The organism is Streptomyces sp. NPDC033221 (assembly GCF_055577005.1).
Genome location: NZ_JBVIQN010000010.1, coordinates 78,935 through 102,227, shown reverse-complemented (window position 1 = coordinate 102,227; position 23,293 = coordinate 78,935). Strand labels below are relative to the sequence as shown.

Here is a 23,293-nt window from a genome sequence, read left to right as displayed (position 1 = left end):
TCCGTGGCAAAAGGCATACGGGAGCGCGAGTTCCAGAACTCGATGATCCAGTGGTCCCTCCCTATGGGGTGGGGATACAAAGCGGGCAGGTCGCTGCCGCGTGAGACGACGCAAACGGTGCTCGCCAGCCAGTTGCGGGACGCCATCGTCCGGCTCAACCCTGAGGTGATCGACGGGTTCGACATGAACGCCGTGGTCGAGGAGATCATCGCCATGGTCAACGCCGTAGACGGCGGGCTGGTGCGAGCCAACGAGCAGGTGCTGGAACTGCTGCGCGGGCACAAGGAGTTCCGGGGTGCCGACGGTGTGTGGCATGCCTTGAAGGTCATCGATTTCGAGCGCCCGACCAGCAACACCCTGATCGTGTCGGACGAGGTGACCATAACCATCCCCGGCAAGACTCCCCGCCGGTTCGATCTCGTGTACTGGGCCAATGGCCTCCCCCTCGTTGTCGTAGAGGTGAAGTCACCGACCGCCAAGTCCGGGTGGGTCGACGCCGCACGCGAGATCAACGACGTGTACTCCACCGAGTACCCATGGTTTTTCACCCCCAATGTCTTCGCTGTCGCTTCCGATGGGCTGAAGCTGAGGTTCGGTGCCGCTGGTGCGCCCCTGAACCTGTGGCAGCCGTTCCGTTCCACTGACGACGACGAGAACCTGTCCGGGCAGGCCGACGTGCAGCGCTCCGTCGAGCTGCTGCTCAACCCGGTCACGGTCCTGGACATGCTCGCCAACTTCGCCCTCTTCGACACCTCTGGAGGCGGGGCGGACAAGAAGTACCTGCCCCGCTACCCGCAGATGGAGGCCGCCCATCTGATCCACAGGCGGGTCCTGGCCAACGGCAAGAAAGGGCTGGTCTGGCACCACCAAGGCAGCGGGAAGACGCTGCTGATGGTGTTCGCTGCTTCGCTGCTGCTGGCTGACACCCGCACCGAGTCGCCCACGATCATCCTGCTCTCGGACCGAGCCCAACTCGTGCGCCAAACCTCCGGGGTATTCACCTCCGCGATGGGCGACGCCTACTTTCACCAGCCCTCCACCAGCAGAGAGTTGCGTTCTCTGCTGGCTGACGACGTGCGCGGCGTCATCTCCACGACTGTCCACAAGTTCGCCGACGCCGGCAAGAACCTGTCGACCCGCCGCAACATCATCGTGCTGGTCGATGAGGCACACCGCACCCAGTCATCCGAGGAAGAGTCCCTGGCGGGGCAGATGCGCGCAGCGTTGCCGCACGCGAAGTTCTTCGGTATGACCGGCACACCCATCAGGAACCTCGCCACCAACACCTTCGCCCTCTTCGGTGAGGAGACCGACCCGAACAGGGTGCTGCACCGGTATTCGGTGTCCCGGTCTCTCCAGGACGAGGCAACCGTTCCAGTCATGCTGGACCCACACCCGGTCACCTTCGAGATGAATGACCGGGCCCTACAGGCCGAGTTCGACCAGTTCGGCGACGAATTCGACCTCGACGACCCCGATCGTGAAACCTTGTCCCGCAAGTTCGGGCGCCTCACCTCGGTGTTTGCCAACCCCGAACGCATCGACACGGTCTGCCAGGACATCGTGGACCACTACCTGGCCGGCACCTATCGCAACGGGCTCAAAGCGCAGGTCGTCGCCTACAACCGTGAGCTGGCCGTGGCATACACGGACAAGATCAACGAGCTGCTTGCCGGTTTTGAGGCGTCGCAGGTGCTCGCCGAGGTCGGCAAGCATGATCGGATCACCGCAGAGGTGAATATCCACGTCTCGGACGCCAAGACCGAGGAAGCGGCCATGCGGCCCTACCGGCTCTCCGAGGTCGACGAGGAAGACCAGAAGCGGCGATTCCTCACGCCCGATGACCCGCTGTGCTTCCTGGTCGTGACAGCCAAGCTGATGACTGGGTTCGATGCCCCCAACGAGGGCGTCCTCTACCTGGACAAGCCGATGAAGGCTCACAACCTGTTCCAAACGATCACTCGGCCGAACCGCACTTGGGTGTCCCCGGCCGGATTCGTGAAGACCACCGGCGTGGTCGTGGACTACATCAGCCTGGCCGAAGAGGTCCAGCGTGCCGTCGTCGACCCCACCTCGGAGGGGTCCGCCAGCAAGGGCGGCGGGTTCGTTACCGACCTGACCGACCTGGTCGCCGAGTTCCGCACCACCTTCGCCTGCATCGAAGACCTTCTCGCAGATGTGGACAGCCTCGATCTCACGGCCCACGGGTACGAATCCGTACGTGTCATCAACGGCTTCCTGGACGCCAACCCTGAGGCCGCCGAGGTCTTCAGCAAGAACTACCGGCTTCTGGCCCGCCTGTACCCGCTCATCAACACGGACAAGCGGGTCGCCAAGTACCAGGAGGGGTTCGGGCTCTTCGGGTCTGTGTACACGACCCTGTTCAAGAAGTCTTCCGATGAGGAAAGGAAGGAGCGACTGGGCGAGTTGGGGCCGATGGTCCTGGAGATAATCAACGCCCACGTTCACTCCTTCTCGGTGGCCGCCTCCCAGGAAGAAGCCCTTGTCCTGGATGCCCAGGGCATCACAATCCTCAGGGAGCTGCTGGCCCTCGTCCGTCCCAAGCCCGACAAGAACGATAGCGAGGACAAGAGGCCGCCGTCTGCGGCGGAGATCCTGGCTCACATCAAGGCCGCCCTCGAGAAAGGCGTCGAACCGGGGTCCGCGAAGTACACCGCCCTGGCAGAGCGGATCAGGCAGCTGCGGGACCGGATCATCCAGAACGCCCAGGATGCCCTGGAGTTTCTGGCCGAAGCACTCCGGGTCGCCCGTGCCATCGTGAACGCCGAGAAGCACCCCGACGAAGCCGTCGTACTGGACGACGACCATGTGGGTGTCCTGTCGCGGATAATCCACGAACACGCACCGCCCGGCCTCACCGTCACGGAGCAGAACCTGGCCGAGGAGATCGACCAGGTAGTCAAGCGCACCCTCGCCCAGTCATGGGACAACGCTGAGGCCCGCAACCGCGGCGTCCGCCGTGCCACCGCCGCAGTCTTCCGCCGTTACATGTTGAAGCCGGTGGGAGAGCCGTACGGCTCCACCGTCGCCTACGTCGAAGCCCACTATCTGGTCGACTGATGTGCGCGCTGAGGCCCGGCAACCTGGGACGGTTGCCGGGCTCCGTCGCGTTAATCGGCCCTTGAGTTGACCCCTGGACCGCACTTGATGGCAGGTCAGTAGCAGCCGATGTCTCCGTACCTTTCCGGGTTCCTCGCCCGGTCCACAGCCCGTGCACAAGCCTCACCGAACGCAGCGGCGACAGCGTCCTGGTCCGTGCCGCGGACCTGGGCCTCGACCTCTTGGCCGGGGCGCCGCGTGGTGTGCCACCGGACCGGCAAGTCCGTGTAGAGATCGGTCTCGAACTCCCAGACCAGCACGGACCATTGCTCAGGGCGGCCTATGTTGAGGCGTTCGCCGTCGGGCAGGAATACGGCGTGGGCGTGGTGGACGAGCCGGCGGTCGGGCATCCGGTCACGGATAGCCCGGGTGCCCCCCGGTCCCTCGTGCTCCCACTGTGGCCGGTCCCAGTTCTCCACATGCGCAGGCTTGCCGGGATGATCGGCGCCCCATTGGGAGGCCACAGCCTGGGCGTGCTCGTGGTGCCGGAACGCGACGATTCGGCCCGACAGGTGGGCTACGTGGACCGGCCCGTCGTGTGATTCAGGACACTGGGGCGATTCAGAGGTTCCGGCCTTCAGCTCTGAGGCGTCCGGCTTGCCCCACAGCAGGCCGCCCACCTTCGCCGCCGTCTGCTGGAGCACCTGGCCGGTGAGGTGCTGATAGCGGCGACGCATCCGAGCGGACTTGCCGGGTTCCCAGCCCATGATGCGGTCGACGACCGCTTCGGGGACGCCGAGGATGAGAAGAACAGTCGCGGCGGTGTGACGGGCGTCGTGGAGGCGGCCGTCGCGGACCTTCGCTGCCTTGAGCAGGTCCTTCCACCGGTGGAAGTCGGTGTTGGGGTTGAGCGGCTCGCCGGTCGGTGAAGTGAACACGTACCCCTTCTCCACCCATAGGTCCCGGGCGAGGAGTCGCTCGCGCTCCTGCTCCTCCTTGTGCCGCTTCAGGAGCTTCAGCAGCTCCTCGGGCATGCCGATCGGCCGCTTGCCAGCGCGCGTCTTGGTGTCCTTCGTCTCGCGCCGCACGTTGATTTTCTGCGGGCAGTAGCCGGGCTTACGGCCGCACTTGTCGCCGCAACCGTGCTGGTAGCGCGGTCGCAAGCGACCCCGGCGTACGAGGATGACGCCCACCTCGAAGTCGACGTCCTCCCACTTCAATCCGAGGACCTCGCCTTGGCGCAAGCCGAGTGCGAGGGCGATGACCCAGCGTGCGGTGTTGCGCACCTTGGCGGACTCGGCGAGGAGGCGCTGGACCTCGTCCAGCGAGTACGGCTCGACCTCCTCCTCTTCAAGCTTGGGGGCCTTGGCGACCGAGGCCGGATTGACGGTGAGGTGGCGGCGGCGTACCGCCTCGTTGAGCGCGGTCTTGACCGTTCGGTGCGCCTGGTGGGCGGTGCCGGCGGAGCTGCCGTTCGCCTGCATCTTCCGGTAGAGACGCTCCAGGTGCTCGGGCTCCAGCTTCTCCAGCCGATGGGCGCCCAGGCCGGGGATGAGGTGGTGATAAACCGCGACGCGGTAGCCGTCGATGGTGTTCTCGCCGACGTTGGGTGCGGCAAAGCCAGGTCTCGACCGTCCAGGTCTGGCCGGCCTTGCGGACACCGGTGGAGTCGCGCTGCTTCTCCAGCTCGCGAACCACCTTGGTGACCTCGGCGCGGGTCTTGCGCCCGACGTGGCGGCGGTCGGGGGTGCCGTCGTCCTTGACGCCGACAGTGACGCGGCCGTGCCAGCGGCCGTCCTTGCCGAGGTAGATAGAGGATGCCCCATTGGGCTGACGGTTCTTTGCCATGCCCGCCCCCTTCAGGCCGCAGCCGTGAAGTCGACGGCGCTCGCACGCCTGGCAAGGAACTCGTTCACCGCCTCGGCGGGTACGCGGCGAAGGCTTCCGATCTTGACCGAAGGTATCTCCCCGGAGGAGACGTACTCGTACATCTTGGTCCGGCCGATGCCGATCCGTCGGGCGGCTTCGGCGACGGTGAGTCCGACAAGGGTGGAGTCGCCCGTGGAATCGCCGCGCTGGGCCATGAGTGCGCGGAGGGCGTCCTCGGGGACGCCGAGGACGTGGGCGATCTGGGAAACGGGCAGGGGGAACTGCGACAAGGGGCACTCCTCCCCGGCGCTCGGTCGCGGGGGCGGCAACCCCCGTTGACAGGCCGGTGGTGATGTCAGGGATGGGCGGTGTCGGGTTCTGGCCCCGTCGGGGGCGTTCCTCGGCGTTCGCAGCACCGAGGACGGTCATAACGGGGTTTCAGTTCAGCGGAGGGGGCAGCTTGCCCTGCTTTCTGAGCCCGGAGAAGGCGGGATGGGTGCGCTTGGCCCAGGCTTCGTCCTCAGCGACCTCGTGAGTCCTGAGCAGCTCCTCGATCTCGTCTTGCTGCTCTGGGTGGTCGTCCGTGTAGGCATAGAGCGCCAGTCGGGCTTCGCGCACTTCCTCGTACAGCTGGTCCAGCGCGTCCTTTTGGGCGAGGTACTCCTTCGACTTCTCCGTAAAGAGGCGGATGAGCTGCCGGGCAGCCACGCTGATCTTGAGCGGGGGCCCGGTGAGGTCGGACATGGAGATGCCGAACACCGTGCAGAAGCCGAGCGCCTCGTCGAGGTTCACCCGGCGTCGCGGCTTACCGCTCTCGATGCGCCAGATGGCGGATTGATTGATCGGGTGCCCGGCTTCGGCCATCTTCTCGGCGAGGGTGACGGTGCTCCAGCCGAGGGCTTCGCGCTCCAGTTTGATGCGCGCAGCAACGTTGTCCTCCGGCTCCGGACGACCGGGGCCGACGCGCATCGCGCCTTCCTCGCTGCTCACTCACACCTCCCCGCGGGTGACGGCTGGGGCCACTGCGGCCAGGATTAAGAGTGAACCGCATTGCAGAGAGAAATGCAACCCGTTGCATTATCGAATTTCTTGGGTATGGTGATCGTCCACCTCCGGACGGAGGCGGACGGCAAGACGCACAAAGCCCCCGGTGCTGCGAACACCAGGGGCCAAAGCGAAGTCCTCCACATAACCGCCCATCCCTGAACGATTCAACCGACTGACCGAGGTTGCCGCCTCATATGGCCAGCCGGGTGAGGAGCTCCATGGCCCAGAGTAGGGCCCCGCGACAGAAGAATCCATCCGGTCACGGCCCCGACGAGGCCAACGCGTACGCCGCTCCCGGCGGTGAGCCTCCGCACGCCGTCGACGCCGAACGCGCCGCCTTGGGTGCGTGCATGTTCCACCGCGACGCGGTGGTCGAGGTGCGCGGTGTGCTGGATGGCGCCGACTTCTACCGGCCCGCGCACGAGACGGTGTGGCGCGCTCTCCTCGCGCTGTACGCCGACGATGCGCCCACGGACCCGATCGCGCTGACCGAGTTTCTCGCCGGAACCGGGGAACTCAGCCGAATCGGTGGCGCCGCCTACCTTCACCAGCTCGTCGGCGCCGCGACCACGACTGGCAGCGCCACCTATTACGCCGACATCGTCCGGCGCAAGGCAGACCTGCGGCGCCTGCGCGAGAACGCGCTGCTTCAGTACCAGCGCACCGAGGAGCCAGGGGCCGATCCGGACGAGATACGCAGCGCCGCCGAGTCCGACCTGCGTACCGAGCGCGAACGCGCCCTCGCTTCCGACACCGGGCGGCTCTCCCGTTACCTGACCAACGGCTGGGACTTCGTCACCAAGGCCGCCGACACCCAGTCGATCTGGGGCACCCGGGATCAGACCGCCTGGGCGTCCGGCGAGAGCCTGATGATCGTCGGCCCACCTGGGGTCGGCAAGACGACTCTCGCCCACCAGGTCGTCCTCGCCCGCATCGGCCTCAAGGACTCGATCCTCGACATGCCGGTCGTCCCTGGCAAGCGGGTGCTGTACTTGGCTATCGACCGGCCCACCCAGATCGCGCGGGCCCTCGCACGCGGGGTCAGCGACGAGCACGAGGCCGCGCTGCGCGACCGGCTCGCCGTCTGGCAGGGCCCGCTGCCCGCAACGCTCGACAAGGAGCCCGACCTCCTCGCCGACCTCGCCTCCGCCCACCAGGCCGACACCCTGGTGATCGACAGCCTCAAGGACGCCGTCAGCACCATGGTCGACGACGCCCTCGCGGTCGCGTACAACAACGCCCGCGGACGCGCCCTCCAAAATGGCGTCGAGGTCCTGGAGCTCCACCACCAGCGCAAGTCCGGTGCGGAGAGCCCCAAGGCCCAGCGCCCTGCCCTGGACCAGGTCTACGGCTCCACCTGGCTGACCTCGGGCGCCGGCAGCGTGCTGTTCATCAACGGCAAGCCCGGCGACCTGGCCGTCACCGTCCACCACCTCAAGCTGGCGACCGGAGAGATCGGCCCGCTCCAGGTCATCCACGACCACGAGCGCGGCACCAGCACCGTCGACCCCACGCTCGACCCGATCACGCTCCTGCGTGCCACGAGCAGCGGGCTGACCGTGCGCGAACTGGCCGAGGTGCTCTCCGGCGAGCCTGAGCCGGGCCGTGGCGATGTCGAAAAGGCACGGCGCCACCTGGAACGGCTCGTCAGGGCCGGACTTGCCACCAAGGCCGAAGGCGCCGCAGGCGGCAACGGTGGCGGCCAGCAGACCCGCTACCACGCCTCCACACGCCACATCGGCGTCGTCTCCTGACCGCCTGGACCAAGGCCGGGACCGTACACGCCCCCGTACACGCGCCCCCTGCGTGTACACGGCCCTAATTAGGGCGCGCAGCGTCCACGGCCATGGCGAAACCCCTGGTCAAACGGTCACGCGACCGTACACGCCGTACACGCGCCCAGGCGTTCACGCGCGAGGCCCCCCTTAAAGGGGGGCTCGCGTGTACGCCCCCGCCGTGAACGCCTCTCCACGCCTCCCCACGAACCACCGCACCACCCTGGAGAACCCCGACTTGCATTCCCGTGCCTCCACACCCCTGACCGCCATACGCGGCAGCCGGGCCACTTGCGCTGCCATCACCCCGCTCCCCCTAGCTGAGACCAGCAGCAGCTGGCGTTCCACCGTGCTTCCGGATCTCAGGCTCGTGCCGACCGCGAGCAAGCACGACATGGCGAAGGTTGGGAAGTGATGACCAAGCACGCTACCGAGCGGTATGCGCTCATCGCAGCGGGCGCCGTCATCGTCGCCCTCACCATCGGCGGGTTCTGGCTCTCGTACGCGCACCTCGCCGAGGTCGCCGGAGCACATGGGCTCGGCGGCTCTCCCACTCGCCGCTGGGCCTGGCCCGCGACCCTGGACGCGTTCATCGTCGCGGGCGAGCTGCTGATGCTTCGCGCGGGCCTGCGTCGGGCCACCGACGGCTGGGCCATCGCGCTGACCTCCATCGGGTCAGTCGGCTCCATCGCGCTCAATGTTGCCGGGGTCAGCGGAGCGAGCGGCGCCAGCAGCGTTCCCCTGCTCGACTACGTGGTCGCTGCGGTGCCACCGACCGCCGCCCTACTGGCCTTCGGTGTCCTGATGCGCCAGATCCATCGGCTCGTCGACCGTCCTGCCGACCGGCCTGAACCAGCTTCCGGCCAGGCGTCGGAACTACCGGTCACCCTGCCACAGGCAGTCGCTTCCGCCCGCCACTCCGGTCCGCCTACCGCCCCTTCCGTACAGCCGCCGGAACCACCTCCCCAGGTTTCGGAGAGCAAGCCGCGCGGTGGTCGTCCGGCGGGCGCCTCTATCGAGGAGCTCGTGGACATCGGCCGGATCGCCGCCGCTGAGCACGGCAAGCTCACCCGGGACCTACTCCGAAAAGCGGTCAAGGACAAGGGACTGACGATCGGCAGCGGGCGGCAGACCAAGGTGATGGAGATCCTCCGGCCGGAACTCGAAGCCGCTGGGATCACCGTTGCCGCCAGCGGCTGACCGCCTGTCCCGCCGGGTGCGCGGAACCCATCCCGGTCACCCGGCCAGCCGGTCATCACCCCACTCGTCTCCCACCTACCCCCACCTGTGGACGAGGCGGCGACCACCCACGCTTCAACGGACCTCCCCGCCCGTCTGTCTTCCGTCCCGCGCTTTCTGGAGTACCGCTCATGACACACGACCCGCACCACCCCGAGGACACTCCCGACGAGCCGCTACCGCTGACGAAGTCCCCTAAGCTGATGGACCGATTGCGCCGCGCGTTCGGACGGGCTGCCCCGGGCGGAGCCAGTAGTACCCCGAGTCCGACTCAAGGCCGGAATCGGGGAATCTCCGCCCCGGGGGTGGCGGAGACGGCCCAGCGCCAGGGGACGCCGGGCCAAAAGGTCGGGTCCGCGGGTGGCCCCGAACCGGACACGCTCCACGCTGTCCAGCGCGAGATCCTGCGCCCCGTGCAAGCTGACGTCCTCGCCGCCGAAGAGCCCACCGCGCAGAGCGTGCAGAGCGTACAGCCCACGATCCGCCGTTTCACCGGCACGAAGCGCACCGTCCGCGTCGGCCCGCTGCGGTTCACCGGTGACGAGCACGCCCAGCTCCAAGAGACCGCCGACGAGCACGGCTACAAAGGCGAATCCGGCTTCGCCGCCGACATCGTCCTCGCCTTCCTCACCGGCCGGTTCACCGCCAACCTGCCCCTGTCCGAGGACCGCCGCCGCACCCACATCTTCCGAGCCCAGGTCCTGCGCCAGCTCAACCGTATCGGTGTCAACGTCAACCAGATCGCCCGCGCCCTCAACAGCGACATCACCCCACCCGAGATACGCCAGCGCCTCGACGATCTCCATCACCTGCTGGCCATGATTGCCGATGCCCTGCGCCAGCCCGCCGACCCGGAAGAAGAAGTCTCCGCATGATCGCCGCCATCAAGCGACCGGGCTCCAAGACCCGCGGTCTGCTCGCCTACCTCTACGGGCCCGGCCGCGCAGACGAACACCTCGACCCGCACATCGTCGCCGGCTTCGCCATGCTCGGCATGCCCGACCCCGGCCGCGACGAGAACGCCACCCTCACCGAACTCGCCGACTACCTCGACGAGCCCGTACGGCTACGTAACAGCGAGTTCGGCAAGAAGGTCACCGACCACGTCTGGCACTGCGCCGTCCGCGCCGCACCCGAAGACCGCTACCTCTCCGATGCCGAATGGGACGAGATCGCCCAGCGCATCGTGGCCGCCGCCGGCATCGCCCCCGACGGCGACGACCTGGCCTGCCGCTGGATCGCCGTCCGCCACGCCGACGACCACATCCACATCCTGGCCACCACCGTCCGCGAAGACGGCCGCCGCCCCAAACTCCACAACAGTGGCATCCACATCGGCGACGAATGCCGCCAGATCGAGAAGGACTACGGTCTGCGGCGCCTCAAGAAAGGCGACGGCACCGCCGCTCGTCGCCCCACCCAGGCCGAGATGCACAAGGCCGAGCGCCTCGGCTGGGAGCAGACCAGTCCCGAGTGGCTCCAGAGCCGCATCCGTGCCGCCATTCCCCACGTGACCAACGACGAGGAGTTCATCGCCTACCTCGAAGCCGACGACATCGAGGTCCAGGTACGGCGCGGCCCGTCAGGAGATCTCCTGGGGTATGCCGTCGGCCGCCCCGGCGACCACAACGAGGCCGGCGAGCAGATCTTCCACCCCGGCGGAAAGATCGCCTCCGACCTCTCCCTGCCCCAGATCAAGGCCCGCCTCGAATCCAGTCGGCCCGAAGATCACCCCACCGCCCGCCGCAACCGCCCGAGCACCCCATGGCACCAAGCCACCGATGCCCTCGACGCTCTCCACACCGATCTCGCCGACGACGCACGCGCCCAGGCGCACATCGCCGCCCTCGACGAACTGATCGAATCCACCGCCCAGAAAGCCCCCACCGCCCTGCACTCCGAACTCCACGCCGCGGCCACAGCGTTCTCGCGCGCCCAGCGCTCCCAGGGCCGGGCAGAGGACCGAGCCGCCCGCGCCCTGCGCACCGCGGCCCGCGACATCGCCCACACCGCCACCGGCCCTGACGGCAGCGCCCTCGCCGCCCTGGTCGCAGGGCTCGTCTGGGCCGCGGCCCTCGCGGGACGCTGGCACGAGGCCAAGCGCCATGCCCACCAGGCCGACGCTGCCCGTCAGGCCCTCCAGCACCTTCAGACCGCCGCCGACCGCGCCTTGGCCCCGACGCTCACAGACCTCGCGCAGCGCCAGCCGAAGGAGGAGACCCGCCATACCCTGGCCAGCGACGTACGCGCCGCCATCCCCGAGAACGCCGAGCGGATCCTCACCGACACCGGCTGGCCGGCCCTCGCCACCGTCCTCGCCGACGCCGAAGCCCGCGGCCACACACCCCACCAGCTCCTCAAGGAAGCAGCCGCCCAACGCGAACTGGCCACCGCCTGCCAACCCGCCCGCGTCCTGATCACCCGCATCCAGCACACCAGCCGTAACCCCCTTCCCCACCGCCGCGCCGCAGCAGCACCACCATGGCGTCAGCCACCGCCTCCGGGCAGGTCCAGGCCCCGCAGCCCGCAGCGGCCATGGGCCCCAACGGCCAGCGCCATCGACCGCGTCGGTAGGCCCCGCCACCCTTGCGGGGCCGGTCGTCGGCCCTACGAACGGCCCCTAGAAGAGCTCTGGCCCAGAGCTGGGCCGGTGCATGCCCCAGCGCTTCGGAGGCTTGCGAGATGCCGATGCCGGTGAGGATGCACCGCTTGCGCCGTGGCTGGATTGCGCCACCGCCGAGGCCGTTGTCAGTGCTGTGTGCCATCGTCACTAACCGTGAGCCGTGCGGCTCGCGACGGGTTATGAGAAGAGAGCAAAGGGGGAGGCATGGCCAGCGACGGCTTCGACGTAGATACCGACCAACTCAAGTCTGCCGCTCCGACATTCCACCGGGAGTCCGCTGCCCTGCAACGGGCGACGGCCAAGCTCCGGCACACGCTCGACGGGTTGGGGGAGCCATGGGGCGGTGACGAACAGGGCAAGAAGTTCGAGCACGCCTACGCCCCACACCGAACGGAGATCGAGAAGGCGGCCGCGGCCCTGGTCAAGGGCTTGTCCAGCATCACCAAGGCGATGAACGACATGGCAGCCAATCACGACGAGGCGGACCGGTCGGCCAAGTCCGGCTTAGAAGGTGGTAAGTGATGGGCGCCGCCGACAAGGCCAAAGAAATTGTCCAAGATCTCACTGGCATGTGGTGGCCCGAGGGCGACGAAGACGAACTCCGCGAAGCCGCCCGCGCCTGGCGTGCGTACGCGGACGACGTCGAGGACTGCACAGCGGCCTGCCACAAGAAGGCCCAAGACGTCATCGACACCAACAAAGGCAAGTCGATCGAGGCGTTCGGGGAGTTCTGGCGCAAGTACCACGGCGGCGGCAAGGGCTACCTCGACGATGTGGCCGCTGCCGCCCGCGACATGGCCAAAGCCCTGGACAAATACGCCGACCAGGTCGCCGAGGCGAAGAAGAAGATCGAGCACGAGCTGGAGATCGCCAGCGCGGTCCTGGTCGCCGGTACGGCCCTGGCCCTCTTCACCGGCGGCATCAGCGAAGTCGCGGCCGTCGGCGCCACCGAGGCGATCGTCGCCGCGGCGAGTACGGCAGGCGTCGCCGTCTCCGCCGCCGTCACCGAGATCGCCGGGACTGTCCTGGCCACCGCTGCCATCGGCGGGATCGAGGCCATCACCGTGGACGTGGTCGTCGCTCAGGGCGGCCGGAACCTACTCGGTGACCAACACGGAATCAACCTGAAGGAAGCGAGCTCCGCGGGTACGAGCGGAATGCTCTTCGGCGGAGCATTCGGTGCCGGCGCAAGTACCGCATCTCGCGTGGGTAGAGCGTGGGGCGCCAGAGGCGCTCAGGGCATCCACGAGGTCGAGCTGGCCGGGCTCACCAACCTGCGTGTGCCCAAGACGTCGGCAGAGATGAGCCGACACTACACGGCACGAATCGACCCTGATTCAACGATCCCCGCACCACCAAAAACGCCTGGCGATGCCCATCTCGCCGCCGGGGACCCTGTCTACTACCGCAAGGGAAGCACAGGCATCGGATACGACAAGGCAACGCTTACGAACCTCGATCTCGTGAAGCCAAAGTCCGGCTACCACGACGTGGTGATTCACGGCAATGATCGCGGGTTCTTCGAGCCGGGGCGAGTCAACGCACACGACAAGAGCTTCTCGGGAGGCGACACACACCCTGCGCAGATCGCTGAGGCTATCCGGAACAATCCCAGTTATGACGGGGGGCCAGTGAGACTCATCTCGTGCCACAGCGGCACGAACGGTGCAGGCGTGGACTCCGTGTCGGCAGCCCAGCAGGTGGCGAACGAACTCGGCGTTCCTGTAATGGCGCCAACCAACAAGGTCGGTGTGATGCCGGCCCTCGGCACCCAGCAACCCACCATCTACTCCAATGGATACTGGCGTACCTTCCTTCCTGTAGCTAACTAGGCCGGAACGAGGAGCAAGTCGCAATGAGGATTCTCGGACATTTCGAGGAATTTTGGCCGGAGCACGCAGGGATCCCGGACGGGACGATCAAGGACTTCACCCGCGAGGTCGGCGAGCCGGACGAGGCCCGCATTCTCGCCTACCTAGAGAACGGCAAAGATTTGTTCTTGGCGATGGGAGCTGTCGGGGATGTCCTTGGTTCTGACCAGCGAATCCTCAGCGGTGAGTCCATCGCTACCGACGGCGAGTGGGTCTGGAGGGCAGATCTTAGTTTCTACCTCCGGAAATACCACATCCAGCTATCGAAAGACTTCCTGGCTCGCATTCGCGAGCACGGGTATCGCCTTCCGGACGTGCCCGAGGGACAATTGATCAATCTGGCTAGCGAACTACCTGAAGTCATGTGACGGCGCGATTCCATAAGTATCCACGAAGGGGCTCTTCACCTGCCGTGAAAGGCCCCTTCGTCACGTCAGTAAACCTCTTGATAAGCCTTACGGTTTAGCCGGCACTCGGGACTGCGCTCGCTGATCGGACTCAGCCGTTCCGGGGCTGCCTACGGTTGTGCAGCCCTCTTTTGACCTTGGGCCCGTCCCGCGTCTGGATTGGCGTTGCGCGGGTGGGTGGGGTCGAGGAACCACGTGCGGGCCGAGAGGAGCCACCAGGTGCCGCAGAAGGCCGCGACGACGCCGACGGCGATCGGTGCATAGTTGAAGGTCTTGAGGGTGATCGGGGCGCTCTGGGGCAGCATGAACAGCACCGTGATCACCACGACCCATCCGACCGCGATTGTGCCGACGGTGGTGGACCAGGAGCCCAGGTGCCAGGGGCCGCGCTCGAAGCGGTTGCCCTGGCGCAGCCGCAGGTAGGTCGGGATCACGTAGGCGATGTAGAGGCCGATGGTTGCGATGGAGGTGACGGCCGCGTACGCGGTGCTGTTCCACAGGTAGGGCAGGCCCAGGGCGAAGGCGCCGCCGGTGGCGAGCCAGACGGCGTTGGTGGGGGTGCGGGTGCCGGGGTTGAGCTGGTGCCAGGTGGTGGAAAAGGGCAGGGCGCCGTCGCGGGAGAAGGCGTAGATCATGCGGGAGTTCGCGGTCACCGACGCCATGCCGCAGAACAGCTGGGCCACGATGATGACGAGCAGGAGCCACTTACCCGCCGCCGCGCCCAGCGCGTCCATGAGGATCTGGGCCGGGGGCACCCCGGTGGCCGAGGCGAGGGCACCGTCGTAGGACTGGATGGCGTAGGTGAAGCCGAACAGGAGGACGAACCCGGCTGCGAGGGAGACGAGGATCGAGCGGACGATCCCGTTGGGGCCGGCGGTGGAGGCGTCGATGGTCTCCTCGGTCATATGGGCGGAGGCGTCATAGCCGGTGAAGGTGTACTGCGCCATCAGCAGCCCGAGCAGCACCACGTACACGCTGGACGAGAAGCCGGTGTGGTTGACGAACTCACCGAAGACGAAGCCGGTCGGCTGATGATGGCCGGATACCAGGACCAGGGCGCCGCAGATGACGATCACGCCGAGGATGTGCCACCAGATGGACACCTCGTTGAGGAAGGCGACGATGCGCACGCCGAAGGTGTTCAGCACCCCGTGCAGGATGAGGATGAGTGCGAACAGCGTGATGGTGTGTCCGGGGGTGGCGGCGTAGCCGTACTGAAGGTCCAGTAAGGCGTTGAGGAAGGTGGCGGCGCCGAAGTCGACGCCCGCGGTCACGGCTATCTGGCCGAGGGTGTTGAACCAGCCGGTGAACCACGCCCACGCCGCCGCCGACCGCTTCGGGGCCATGCGGTGGGCCCAGAAGTACAGGCCCGCGCTGGTCGGGTAGGCCGAGCAGACCTCCGCCATGGCCAGCCCGACGAAGAGCGTCATGAGGCCGACGAACAGCCACCCCCACATGATCATCGCTGGGCCGCCGGTGATCAGGCCGTAGCCGTAGAGGGTCATGCAGCCGGACAGGACCGAGATGATCGTGAAGCTGACGCCGAAGTTCGCGCGGCCGGACATCGAGCGGGACAGCGTCTGCTGGTATCCGAGCTGCTTGAGGCGTTCCTCGTCGGAGACGCGGGAGACATCCAAAGGCACAGGGATTCCGTCCTTCTTACGGGAAAAGGGTGGGTCGAAAGGTCAGGGGCGCCGGCGCCGGGGTGGGCTGTAGGCCCAGGCACGGTGGCGCAGGAACAGGTCGTGGGCCGGGCCGCAATAGGACCAGGGGACCTCGGTGGCGTAGGGGCCGATCGCGTCGAAGACCTCCAGGGCCTCGCTGTGGCGGTTGGCGAACGCCAAAGCGTGCGCGAGGTAGTTGGCGTCGTCGGCGAAGCAGGCGTGCGGGTGCACCGCGCGATAGCGCCACCACCGCTCCAGCACCGGGTCGATCTGCGGGCAGTCGACCCACGGGTGGACGGTCAGCCCGTACGTGCGCGGGTTCAGCTCCTGCCGCAAGCGGTGCGCCTCCGCCAGAACGACCAAGGGAAGGACGGCGATCGGCAGCCCCTGGGGAGCGGTGGATGCCTGCTCATCAGCCCACCACGCCGCCTCGCCTTGCTGGCCGTGATTGCGGGAGAACAGGAAGGTGACGACCTCGTGGTGCGCCTCGCGGTTCCACGGGTCGCGCTGCTTGATCTCCTTCCATACCCAGCCGAGCGTCGTCCGGTCCGGGGCGTGGGTACGCAGCAGCGCGAGCATGACCACCAGGGGAGATACGTCCTGCGGCCACACCTCCAGCGCGGTACGACAGGTGGCCCACGCCTCCTCCATCAGCGTCCGGCCGCCACCACCACGGCCGCCGGCGATCATCGCGCGCAGCGCCTGCACGTTCGCCAGCAGAGCGAGGGCGTGCGGTGAGCGCGGCTCGGCCTTCGCCCAGGTGTCAGCGAACCTCAGCCGCGCCCCGGCCTCGGCGAGGACCTGAAGACGAAAGATCCGGCGGTCCCAGTCCTCACCGGTGGCGACCAGCAGATCCCGCGGGCCCTCCCACCGGCCCATCGCAGCGTCATCCAGGACGCGCCGCAGCACCTGGTCATCCCGCGCCGGATGCCTGTCGAGAGCAAGTCCGGACCTCACCTCCTGCCGCCCCAGCGAGCAGCCGCGCCGGCTACCTGCCGGCTCGCCACGACAGCCGTCACAGCGCCACGGGCGGCCTCAGCCGCGGTCCGTACGCAGATCACGCCGGATCGGCCCCGCCTGGCCTGCACGGCTGGGGCTCATCACACTGGCCGGAGCCGGCATGAGCTGTGGTAAGGCGGTGCTACGGTCGCCCGCGTGACGCTCTCGGCACCCTCGGCGCGCGCCGTTGACTTGCGAGTTGAACCGGTGGACATCGTTCTCGCTCACGTAGAGCAATCCCTTCAGGTCGAGCTGGACCGGGACACGGTGGTACGTAAACGCCGCTCGGTCGGAGCGCGGACGGACCGACGGACATGGATCCGTATCGAGAGGCGCGGGCTCGACAAGATCGGTGTGCAGGGTTGGAACGGCACCGAGTGCGCCGCGCGACTACAGGGCATCGCCCAGCCCACCTGGCGAGGCTGTGTGGTCTGGCAGTCCCCGGACGAAGGTGCGATGTGGCGGGCCGACGAGGCCGAGCTCCTGCCGGGACCGCCCATCGGCACCGCGGTCCTCAGCCGAGACCCGGAGCTGCGGGATGCGTGGTGGCAGGCGTTCAACGCCTCACTGGATGCGCTCGCGGCCCAGGACACCCACCGCGTCGCCACACCCGACACCGTCACCATCACGCAGGAGCTCGTCACCGAAGCCATCCGCAGCCTCTCCCCCGCCGACGGCCTCGACACGACCGTCAAGCGATGGGTGCCAGCCCACGCGGACCTGAACTGGGCCAACATGACCGCACCGACGTTCTCCCTCTTCGACTGGGAGGACTGGGGCAATGCACCACGCGGCCTGGATGCCGCCTCTCTATGGGCAAGCTCCCTCGCCGTCCCCGCCCTGGCCGATCGCGTACGCCGCGAACGGCGCCACGCCTTCGAAAGCCGGGACGGCAAGCTGATGACGCTGTTCGTATGCTCGAAGATGCTCGGACCGGACGCTCACCCACAGGATCCTCGCTTGGAGCCCGCGCGCCGGACGGCAGAGCAAGTCATCCGGCAGCTTCAAGCGGGCGGATCGCGGTCCGGGTCCGAATGAGGCACTGCACTCGGGAACAGCCCACATATCGACCTAGGTGACCAAGGCGCCCATCAATTGTCAGTGCCGGTGACTACGGCACCTGCGAGTCACTCGGCCTGAACAACACTGGGAGCGGTCTCGACCTTCGCAGGATCCGGGAAGAGAAGGGTGGGCTCGGTGAGGATGTCCCGATCGGCCTCGCTCTTGTAGATCTCGTCAACGCTGCCGAACCTGGCTTCGGCGTAGTCGAGTCCGAGTAGGGTCGCGGCCTGTCGGACGGACGCCTCATCGGGGCCCTCGATCTCGATGAACGTGGGGAGATCGGGCCAGGTGTCGAAGTCAAAGGCGACCTCGCCCAAGCGCCACTCCTCGCGGTAGTTCTCCTGGTAGCGAACCTCGCGGAGACCGAGCCGGCGGAGGATGTCCGCCATGGCGTGCAGGTCGGCGATCTCGGTCTCGATCTCGGTGGTGCCGTCGATCGTGGTGGAGTCGGTTACCTGCTTAAGGGTGAGCGTGGAGCGGGTGCCCTCGTCGCGCAGGCGGAGCCAGGCGCCGCCGTCGAGAGCGTCGTTCTCGAAGATCTTGCGGGTGAGGAGAGTGCGGGGGAATGCCTGGACGGCCCCCAGCCTGGTGAGCTTGTCCTGGAGGCCAGCGACATCGATTGCCAGGAACTTCGCCTCGTACTCGTGCTTCATCAGTCCTACTTTCCTTAGAGGTGGAAGGTGGGTGTGCGGGCTGCCAGCAGCAACCCCATGCGGTGGGTGTGGTCCTGGAGCTGTCCGACGTGCGCCCGCTCGATGAACTCGGTCGTCCGCAGCGTAAGCAGGACGTCCCAGTCACCGCTGAAGTAACGGCGGAGCTTTTCGGGGGACGTGTAGTGCTCGACCAGGTAGTGGCGCTGCTCGACAGGCATCATGAACTCTGCTCCGAACAGGCCGCCAGGGCGCACCAAGCACTGCATACGGCTGACGAACTCGGCGAGCGGAAGCTGGTGGTTGGCACTGTAGTGCCACGAGCAGCTCGTCCATATGGCGTCGCAGTGCACGTCCAGGGGTTCGCCAGTGAGAAAGTCTTTCTCTACGATCCGCACGCGGTCGTACAGTTCCTCCAGCTTGAGCCGATCGTTCAGGCCCAACGCCTGCGCCCGCTCGTTCCCCGGGAGCCGGACCTCGCCGCCGTGCAAAGCGATCGGGTCGCGCTCTACGGCGATGACCCGGTAGCCGGCGGCGGCCAGCGGCAAAATGAACTTGCCATCGCTGGCGCCGACCACGGTGACGGTGGCGTCAGGCGCACTGTGCTCCCTCAGCGTGGCAAGGAATTGGGGGAAGAAGGTGAGGGTGTGCTCCCACAAGCTCTGCGTCTGCACGGGCGTGCACTCCTTGGACGTTGGTGGTGAGGATCGCCTGGAGAACCTCGTCGGGACAGCGGTCGGTGGTGTCCACGCGGTGCATGGGGAACAAGGAGTAGGCATCGACGATGTGGCCCGAGGCAGCCTCGGCCAGGGCGTCCCAACGTGAGGCATGCTTGTCCCGCTCGGCAAGGCGGCGCCGACGTTCGCCTTCCGCACACACCAGGTGGTAGGTGACCGGCTGTGGCAGATCGGCAGGCAGCGTGACGCCAAGGCCCGCGCCGAGAGCACGGTGATTGGCCAGGCAGCGAGCGAAGTAGCTCTCCACGACGATCGGGGTACCTGCGGACAGGTGCCGACGTATTTCGGCTGCCGCGGTGAACAGTGCGGAAAGGTAGAAGCACATTCGAGCCTCGACGCTTTCCCCTCTGTCCACCTCCCGCCGCAGCGGCTGGTAGAAGGTCGGCACGGTCGGGACCAAGACGGCTTTCCGGGCGTCGGCCAGCATGGGAGCGATGGTCGACTTGCCGGTGCCCCGCAGGCCCTCGATGCTTTCGAACATCGGCCGCTCAGACACGGGCGTACACCACGTCCGGCACGGCGAGGGTGAGCTCGTCAGTGGGGGAAGGGCGGTGAACGATGTGATCGCCGTGTTTGTCGTACCAGAAGGCATGCGAGTCTTTGCCGACGGCTTTGCAGGACATGGTCAGTGCGCCACGTGGGTCGGCTTCGATCCGTTCGATCTCTACCGGGCCATCCGAATGAAGGCAGCGCTCGGGGACGCTGTGTTCGGACAGGTCCTCGTCAACGACTACCTCGATGGCCAGCTGGGCGTTTTGGAGCTGCTCGCGCAGGCGTGTATACGCGGTGGGGTCGGTGACCAGGAGTTCGGGGCGGTCGGCGGCGTGGCCGACGGGCCGTAGGCAGTGCAGCTTGAGCTGGCGTGCGCCGAGGTCCTGGAGAATGCGGGCCAGGGACAGCACCTCATTGATGTTGCGGGAGGTGACCGTCATGGTCGCCCCGGTGGCGACACCGAGCCCCCGTGCCAGATCGAGGGAGGCCAGCGCGCTCTGATAGCTGCCCGCCTTGCGGATGTGATCGTTGGTCGAACCGATGCCCTCAAGCGAGACCCGCAGCAGGTCCACGTACGGGGCGATCTCGGTCAGGCGGCGCTCGATCCTGTAACCGTTGGTGCAAATCTCCACCCGGAGCCCCAGCTCCTGCTTGGCGTACCGGACGACGCGGGCGAGGCCCTTGTAAACGAAGGGCTCGCCGCCGAGAAGCGTTACGGCATCAGTGTCGTACTCCTCTCGCATGAGGGTGAGCAGGTTGATGGCCTGCTCGGAGGTGAAAGCATCAGCCTGCTGGAGTCTCGTTCCGTGAAAGCAGTGCAGGCACTCGAAGTTGCAGCGATACAGCAGCTGCAAGTACAGCATCCGGATCCTGCGGATCCCGGTGACTTCTCCGATCACGTATGGACCCCCTCGGCCAGTCGTCTCGTCAGAGCTCTGATCGTGGCCGAGGGGACTGGGACCGCATCACCGCGTATACGGACGCTCCCGGAAACGTCCTGGGACGTTTTCAGCGTGCCGCGAAGGCGTCCAGAAGCGCGATCACTCGCGCTGTATCCGAGAGATCGGGAAGCACCACGGACGCGTTGGCCGCAGCCAGCTCTTCAGCACTGTGGATACCGGAGGCGACAGCGATGATCTCGGCACCGGCCGCCACGGCCGCCTCCACGTCGCGCGGAGTATCTCCCACCAGTACTACGGGCACATCCTTGCGCACGCCTCGCAGGAGCCGGGCCCGTTCGCACGCGACGGCTACGAGGTCGGGCCTACGTTCAGCATCGGCACCGTAGGCTCCAACCGGAAGGTCCAACAGCGAATCGAGACCGAAGGCAGAAAGCTTCACTCGGGCATTGGTCGCGATGTTGCCCGTCAGAACCGACGACACCCAGTCGTGACGCTCCGCCGCAGCCGTTAGCGCTTTGCGCACTCCCGGCAACACACTCCCCCGACGGCGAAGATCGTCTTCACGCTCCTCGCCTGCACGGGTGAGTGCATCCTCAACAACGGGCCAGTCAGGCTCCGCCACTCCGTGTTGCCGGAACATCCCACGCATGATCAGGCGGTCCGTCCTGCCCTCCGTCCGAGCCGGCCCCACCGGCGGGCTACCCACGAGGGCCGAGAACGCGGCGGCATAGATCTCCTTGCTGACGCCGGCATTTTCGATCAGCGTGTGGTCGATATCCCATAGGACAGTGAGCTGCATGGCGTCAGCCTAAGGATCCCTGCCCTTCCCCGGCCCACGGAGGCGTCCCAAAACGTCCTTGCCGGACCCCTGCCAGCACCGCTTCCATAGCGCCTGTGAACGATCGGCTGCACACCGTACTCGCCCAGCGCGGCGTCTCACCTGAGTCGCTCGCCGAGATTTGCGAGGTGGACCCCAAGACCGTCGGGCGCTGGCTCGGTGGACGCGTACCCCACCCACGTCATCGATTCCGCGTCGCCGGGCACCTGAGAGTGGAGGAGTCCTTCCTCTGGCCTGCCCCGCGGCCACGAAGAAGCAAGCCCGCCGCGGCGGTAGGCAGTGAGCTGGTCGGCACCTATCAGAACCGGGCCAGCGTTCCCCGGGACACGTGGCTCACCCTCCTCCGGGAGGCCAGGAAACAAATCGGCGTGTTGGTCTTCTCCGGCACCTTCTTCGCCCAGTCCAATCCGCACGTCACCAAGATGCTCGCCGAACGCGCTGCCGACGGCGTCCGTGTCCGACTGTGTTTCGGTGACCCGGGGGGCCAGTCCGTCGTCATTCGGGGGCGCGAGGAAGGCATCGGCGACACCCTTGCTGCCAAGATCCGCGCCTCCCTCACCTACTACCGTCCGCTGCTGTCCGCGGACGGTTGCGAGGTACGGCTGCACGACACCACGCTCTACACCTCACTCTTTCGCTACGACGACCACCTGCTGGTCAACCCACACGTCTGGGGGCAGCCAGCCAGCGCCAATCCCCTCCTGCATCTCAAAAGAGTCGACGACACGGGTTGGTTCGACAACTACGCTCAAAGCTTCGAAGCCGTCTGGGCCGCCGCGCGGCCATGGGCTCCCAACCAGGAGGGGAACGCCGCACATGGGCAGGACTGAGTACTACAACGACCCGACCGCCCCGAAGGCGAACACCCTTATCCCAGCCAGCAACTTGCTCGTGGTGGACGACAACGGAGCGATTCTCCTCCAGCGCCGCCGCGACACCGGGCAGTGGGCCCTGCCCGGTGGCGCCCAGGACATCGGCGAGACCGCCGCCCAGTGCGCAGTACGCGAATGCCTGGAAGAGACCGGCATCATCGCGGAAGTAACCGGCTTCCTCGGCGTCTACACCAACCCGAACCACATCGTCGCCTATACCGACGGCGAGATCCGGCAGCAGTACGAGAACACCTACATCGGCCGACCGGTGGGCGGCGCTCCCACGATTAACGACGAGGCCGACGGCGTCCGCTTCGTCCAACCTGCTGACCTGGACCAGTACGACATCCACGCCAGCATGCGCCAACAGATCGGCGACTACCTCGCCGGCACGTATCCCTATCTCGGCTGAGCCGCCGACGCCGCTTCCACCCGCTCCACCACCGCGAAGATCTCGGGTGACGCCCGACGAATGAACCGCCCCACCAGGCTGTCAGCCCCGTAGCGGCCCACGATCTCCGCGACACGCTCCTCGACTGTGGTCTGTTCGCCGTCGGGTGTCGTTGTCATGTCGCAATACACGAGCGCGTCTACGAGACACGGCTCTCCCAGCAACGGGAACTCCCGCTCCAGCACATCTCGCAACCCACGCTCCTCGGCTTCCAGCAGCGCAAACGAATGGTTCGCCACCAACCGCACCAGCCGCTCGTCCGCACCGTGCTCATCCCGGAGGAAGCGCGCCCCGTCGAGCGGATGAAAACCCGTCGCTGCCAGGCGAGGCGCGTATCCCACGTCATGCAAGATCGCGGCGGAAACCAGCAAGTCGGCGTCACCTCCCAGAACCTGCCTGAGCCACGCCGCACGAGCAGCAACACCCTGCGAATGCGCCCACCGCCGGGGAAGCACGTCGCTGAGCTCCGTCTCCGCCACCCGCCTCGCCCAAGCCACTATCGATTCGTCCATGGCCTGCTCCATGCCCGGCAGGAGACCGAACCAGTCCCACGCCGAGGCCCGGCACGAGTGCACTTGGCTGCTGCTTACGGTTTCCATCGTGCCCTCGTACGCGAAGTCACATTCGTATCCTCTGCAGCCGCCCGTCAGGGCACCTGAGCGGCTGCAGTAACTGACACGTCTACCCCCGTCGCAGAGCCACCTGCCTGGCTCTGCGACGGGGGCTGGATCAGGC

General features: G+C 67.0%; 20 protein-coding genes and 2 pseudogenes. 11 read left to right on the top strand and 11 right to left on the bottom strand.

Annotated features, from left to right (window positions below):
* Positions 1–3: 3 nt before the first annotated feature.
* On the top strand, positions 4–3,081 hold the full coding sequence (locus ACZ53K_RS15740) for a type I restriction endonuclease subunit R (RefSeq protein ID WP_468836165.1): 3,078 nt from the start codon (positions 4–6) through the stop codon (positions 3,079–3,081).
* A gap of 632 nt (positions 3,082–3,713) precedes the next feature.
* On the opposite strand, the pseudogene ACZ53K_RS15735 reads toward ACZ53K_RS15740, so the two are convergent.
* The 3 genes and pseudogenes from ACZ53K_RS15735 to ACZ53K_RS15725 form a co-directional block, all read right to left on the bottom strand.
* Positions 3,714–4,908 (bottom strand): annotated as a pseudogene (locus tag ACZ53K_RS15735) (tyrosine-type recombinase/integrase); the annotation flags it as partial.
* An 11-nt stretch (positions 4,909–4,919) separates the two neighbouring features.
* A complete protein-coding gene (locus ACZ53K_RS15730; RefSeq protein WP_468836162.1) occupies positions 4,920–5,219 on the bottom strand; it encodes a helix-turn-helix domain-containing protein in 300 nt (99 codons plus the stop codon).
* A 148-nt stretch (positions 5,220–5,367) separates the two neighbouring features.
* Complete coding sequence (locus ACZ53K_RS15725) at positions 5,368–5,919, bottom strand: helix-turn-helix domain-containing protein (RefSeq protein ID WP_468836160.1); 552 nt, start codon at positions 5,917–5,919, stop codon at positions 5,368–5,370.
* A gap of 275 nt (positions 5,920–6,194) precedes the next feature.
* Here ACZ53K_RS15725 and ACZ53K_RS15720 point away from each other — a divergent pair, with 275 nt between their 5' ends.
* From ACZ53K_RS15720 to ACZ53K_RS15690, 7 genes and pseudogenes are all read left to right on the top strand, one after another.
* On the top strand, positions 6,195–7,730 hold the full coding sequence (locus tag ACZ53K_RS15720) for a DnaB-like helicase N-terminal domain-containing protein (RefSeq protein WP_468836157.1): 1,536 nt from the start codon (positions 6,195–6,197) through the stop codon (positions 7,728–7,730).
* A 435-nt stretch (positions 7,731–8,165) separates the two neighbouring features.
* Positions 8,166–8,951, top strand: coding sequence for a DUF2637 domain-containing protein (locus ACZ53K_RS15715; protein WP_468836155.1), 786 nt, complete (start codon positions 8,166–8,168; stop codon positions 8,949–8,951).
* A 344-nt stretch (positions 8,952–9,295) separates the two neighbouring features.
* A complete protein-coding gene (locus tag ACZ53K_RS15710; RefSeq protein ID WP_468836152.1) occupies positions 9,296–9,865 on the top strand; it encodes a MobC family plasmid mobilization relaxosome protein in 570 nt (189 codons plus the stop codon).
* Positions 9,862–11,564: pseudogene (locus tag ACZ53K_RS15705) on the top strand (relaxase/mobilization nuclease domain-containing protein). The gene ACZ53K_RS15710 and the pseudogene ACZ53K_RS15705 overlap by 4 nt, the downstream one beginning before the upstream one ends.
* Before the next feature lie 253 nt (positions 11,565–11,817).
* On the top strand, positions 11,818–12,135 hold the full coding sequence (locus ACZ53K_RS15700) for a WXG100 family type VII secretion target (protein WP_031009976.1): 318 nt from the start codon (positions 11,818–11,820) through the stop codon (positions 12,133–12,135).
* The gene (locus tag ACZ53K_RS15695) at positions 12,135–13,445 is read left to right on the top strand and encodes a WXG100-like domain-containing protein (RefSeq protein ID WP_468836149.1); all 1,311 of its coding nucleotides are present in this window, start codon (positions 12,135–12,137) and stop codon (positions 13,443–13,445) included. Before ACZ53K_RS15700 ends, ACZ53K_RS15695 begins: the two co-directional genes overlap by 1 nt.
* Positions 13,446–13,468: 23 nt before the next feature.
* Positions 13,469–13,852: a hypothetical protein gene (locus ACZ53K_RS15690; protein ID WP_468836147.1), complete on the top strand. Its 384-nt coding sequence runs from the start codon at positions 13,469–13,471 to the stop codon at positions 13,850–13,852.
* Between the two features lie 149 nt (positions 13,853–14,001).
* Here the strand turns inward: ACZ53K_RS15690 and ACZ53K_RS15685 are convergent, their stop codons facing one another.
* Positions 14,002–15,528 (bottom strand): amino acid permease, encoded by a 1,527-nt coding sequence (locus ACZ53K_RS15685; protein ID WP_468836530.1) that lies wholly within the window; start codon positions 15,526–15,528, stop codon positions 14,002–14,004.
* Between the two features lie 48 nt (positions 15,529–15,576).
* The gene (locus tag ACZ53K_RS15680; RefSeq protein WP_468836144.1) at positions 15,577–16,512 is read right to left on the bottom strand and encodes a hypothetical protein; all 936 of its coding nucleotides are present in this window, start codon (positions 16,510–16,512) and stop codon (positions 15,577–15,579) included.
* Positions 16,513–16,710: 198 nt separating this feature from the next.
* On the opposite strand from ACZ53K_RS15680, the gene ACZ53K_RS15675 reads away from it, so the two are divergent.
* Entirely contained in the window at positions 16,711–17,592 is an 882-nt protein-coding gene (locus ACZ53K_RS15675) for a hypothetical protein (protein ID WP_468836142.1), read from the top strand.
* Positions 17,593–17,681: 89 nt separating this feature from the next.
* Here ACZ53K_RS15675 and ACZ53K_RS15670 read toward each other — a convergent pair whose 3' ends face one another.
* From ACZ53K_RS15670 to ACZ53K_RS15650, 5 genes are all read right to left on the bottom strand, one after another.
* Positions 17,682–18,269, bottom strand: coding sequence for a class IV adenylate cyclase (locus ACZ53K_RS15670; RefSeq protein WP_468836139.1), 588 nt, complete (start codon positions 18,267–18,269; stop codon positions 17,682–17,684).
* A gap of 14 nt (positions 18,270–18,283) precedes the next feature.
* Positions 18,284–18,940: a class I SAM-dependent methyltransferase gene (locus tag ACZ53K_RS15665; RefSeq protein ID WP_468836137.1), complete on the bottom strand. Its 657-nt coding sequence runs from the start codon at positions 18,938–18,940 to the stop codon at positions 18,284–18,286.
* Positions 18,858–19,484, bottom strand: a complete 627-nt coding sequence (locus ACZ53K_RS15660; protein WP_468836135.1) for a P-loop nucleotide/nucleoside kinase family protein — start codon at positions 19,482–19,484, stop codon at positions 18,858–18,860. Before ACZ53K_RS15660 ends, ACZ53K_RS15665 begins: the two co-directional genes overlap by 83 nt.
* 7 nt (positions 19,485–19,491) lie before the next feature.
* Positions 19,492–20,394 carry a radical SAM protein gene (locus tag ACZ53K_RS15655; protein WP_468836133.1) on the bottom strand — a complete coding sequence of 301 codons (903 nt, stop codon included), beginning with the start codon at positions 20,392–20,394 and terminating at the stop codon, positions 19,492–19,494.
* Positions 20,395–20,503: 109 nt separating this feature from the next.
* Complete coding sequence (locus ACZ53K_RS15650; protein WP_468836130.1) at positions 20,504–21,196, bottom strand: HAD family hydrolase; 693 nt, start codon at positions 21,194–21,196, stop codon at positions 20,504–20,506.
* 95 nt (positions 21,197–21,291) lie between these two features.
* Here ACZ53K_RS15650 and ACZ53K_RS15645 point away from each other — a divergent pair, with 95 nt between their 5' ends.
* Positions 21,292–22,065, top strand: a complete 774-nt coding sequence (locus tag ACZ53K_RS15645; RefSeq protein WP_468836128.1) for an XRE family transcriptional regulator — start codon at positions 21,292–21,294, stop codon at positions 22,063–22,065.
* The gene (locus ACZ53K_RS15640; protein ID WP_468836126.1) at positions 22,052–22,519 is read left to right on the top strand and encodes an NUDIX hydrolase; all 468 of its coding nucleotides are present in this window, start codon (positions 22,052–22,054) and stop codon (positions 22,517–22,519) included. Before ACZ53K_RS15645 ends, ACZ53K_RS15640 begins: the two co-directional genes overlap by 14 nt.
* On the opposite strand, the gene ACZ53K_RS15635 is transcribed toward ACZ53K_RS15640, so the two are convergent.
* Entirely contained in the window at positions 22,507–23,070 is a 564-nt protein-coding gene (locus tag ACZ53K_RS15635) for an HD domain-containing protein (RefSeq protein WP_468836527.1), read from the bottom strand. The two genes, ACZ53K_RS15640 and ACZ53K_RS15635, sit on opposite strands and share 13 nt — an antisense overlap.
* Positions 23,071–23,293 lie beyond the last annotated feature (223 nt).

Bases quoted from the DNA above. Each gene is read 5' to 3' on its own strand.
- ACZ53K_RS15690 (WP_468836147.1), top strand. From the start codon at position 13,469: ATGAGGATTCTCGGACATTTCGAGGAATTTTGGCCGGAGCACGCAGGG.
- ACZ53K_RS15660 (WP_468836135.1), bottom strand. From the start codon at position 19,484: ATGTTCGAAAGCATCGAGGGCCTGCGGGGCACCGGCAAGTCGACCATC.
- ACZ53K_RS15695 (WP_468836149.1), top strand. From the start codon at position 12,135: ATGGGCGCCGCCGACAAGGCCAAAGAAATTGTCCAAGATCTCACTGGC.
- ACZ53K_RS15635 (WP_468836527.1), bottom strand. From the start codon at position 23,070: ATGGACGAATCGATAGTGGCTTGGGCGAGGCGGGTGGCGGAGACGGAG.
- ACZ53K_RS15670 (WP_468836139.1), bottom strand. From the start codon at position 18,269: ATGAAGCACGAGTACGAGGCGAAGTTCCTGGCAATCGATGTCGCTGGC.
- ACZ53K_RS15700 (WP_031009976.1), top strand. From the start codon at position 11,818: ATGGCCAGCGACGGCTTCGACGTAGATACCGACCAACTCAAGTCTGCC.
- ACZ53K_RS15650 (WP_468836130.1), bottom strand. From the start codon at position 21,196: ATGCAGCTCACTGTCCTATGGGATATCGACCACACGCTGATCGAAAAT.
- ACZ53K_RS15720 (WP_468836157.1), top strand. From the start codon at position 6,195: ATGGCCCAGAGTAGGGCCCCGCGACAGAAGAATCCATCCGGTCACGGC.
- ACZ53K_RS15640 (WP_468836126.1), top strand. From the start codon at position 22,052: ATGGGCAGGACTGAGTACTACAACGACCCGACCGCCCCGAAGGCGAAC.
- ACZ53K_RS15715 (WP_468836155.1), top strand. From the start codon at position 8,166: ATGACCAAGCACGCTACCGAGCGGTATGCGCTCATCGCAGCGGGCGCC.